Genomic DNA, 1259 nt, shown 5'->3' with positions numbered 1-1259 from the left:
CGGAGGACGGCGAGCAGGCGGAGGGACTGCTCGCCCTGATGGCGCTGGCCGCGTCGATCGACGCACGCTCATGGCAGGAGCACCGATCCCGCATCGGCGGGTGGCTCGCCGATTGCGCCGACGTCGAAGCGGTGTTCACCCTCGACAGGTTCGGGTTGGGCGACGCCGCGGTGCGGTTGGCCGAGTTCTATGACGGGGCCCGCAACGACGTGGACACGGTCTTCGCTCGTGCCCGCGAACTACATGCCCAGGCGGCCCCGCTGGACCTCAACCTGACATGCGGGACTCGGGAGGGGGAGCGCGATGAGTGAGCGTGGTGTGAAGGATCCGGTGAACTCGGCCCGGGAGCTGTATCTGATCGGTGCGGTCATAGCCGTTGTCGGAGTGGTCGGTGGCGGTGTGATGCTGGCGCTGCGCTTCGGCACCGATCAGGAGGTGTCTGCGAACCCGGTGGTGGTCCTGATCCACCTGGTGAAGGGACATCTGGGGTGGTCGACGGCCGCGACGGTGATCATCGCGGTGTACACGGTGCTGGTGCTGGCGGCGGCGGCCGTGATCCTGGTGCTCCTGGCCAGCAGCCGTGGCAAGCGCACCCGCGTCGACGACAAGGCCAAGCACATGGGCCGGTTGCGGGACGTGGGATCGCTGACCGAAAAGCAGTGCCGAACGGAGTCGGACCGGTTGGGCGTCGTCCTCGCCGAGAATGCGGCACCGGGGGTTCCGATCGGCAAGCACCTGTTGTCAGGGCAGAACCTGTACGCCAAGTACGAGGACATGCACGTCGACATCTGGGGTCCACGCTCGGGAAAGAGCAGTTCTCGGGTGATTCCGGCGATCCTCGAGGCGCCCGGTGCGGTGTTGACCACCTCGAACAAGCGGGACGTGGTCGATGCCACCCGCGACCCGCGTGAAGCCAAGGGCGGGAAGGTGTGGATCTTCGACCCGCAGAAGGTCGCTGACGGGCAGAACACCTGGTGGTGGGATCCGCTGTCGTGGGTGACCGACGAGGTCCGGGCCGCGGACCTGGCCGCGCACTTCGCTGCCGGTGACGACGGCCTGGACGCGAAGAAGGATTCCTTCTTCGACCCGGAGGGCCAGGACCTGCTCACCGCTCTGTTTCTGGCGGCGGCGTCTGCGAAGATGCCGATCACCCAGGTGTACACGTGGGTGACCGAGGAGACGAACGTCGAACCGGTCAACATTCTCCGCAAACACGGCTACGACCTGCACGCATCCGGACTCAGCGGCCAGTACAACGC

Annotated in this window: 2 protein-coding genes; both read left to right on the top strand. The window is 66.7% G+C overall.

Annotated elements, in window-relative coordinates; all coding sequences use genetic code 11:
* Window positions 1-311, top strand: a 311-nt coding sequence (locus MLGJGCBP_RS46475; protein ID WP_160103974.1) for a hypothetical protein, incomplete at its 5' end; no start/stop codon positions are given.
* Window positions 304-1259: type IV secretory system conjugative DNA transfer family protein (locus MLGJGCBP_RS46470; RefSeq protein ID WP_160104027.1), on the top strand; the 956-nt coding region annotated here is incomplete at its 3' end. The genes MLGJGCBP_RS46475 and MLGJGCBP_RS46470, both read left to right, overlap by 8 nt.

The organism is Rhodococcus sp. T7 (assembly GCF_009872365.1).
Classification (GTDB): domain Bacteria; phylum Actinomycetota; class Actinomycetes; order Mycobacteriales; family Mycobacteriaceae; genus Rhodococcus_F.
Note: the sequence above shows the minus strand (reverse complement) of the source record. Positions and strands in the feature narration are given on the sequence as shown.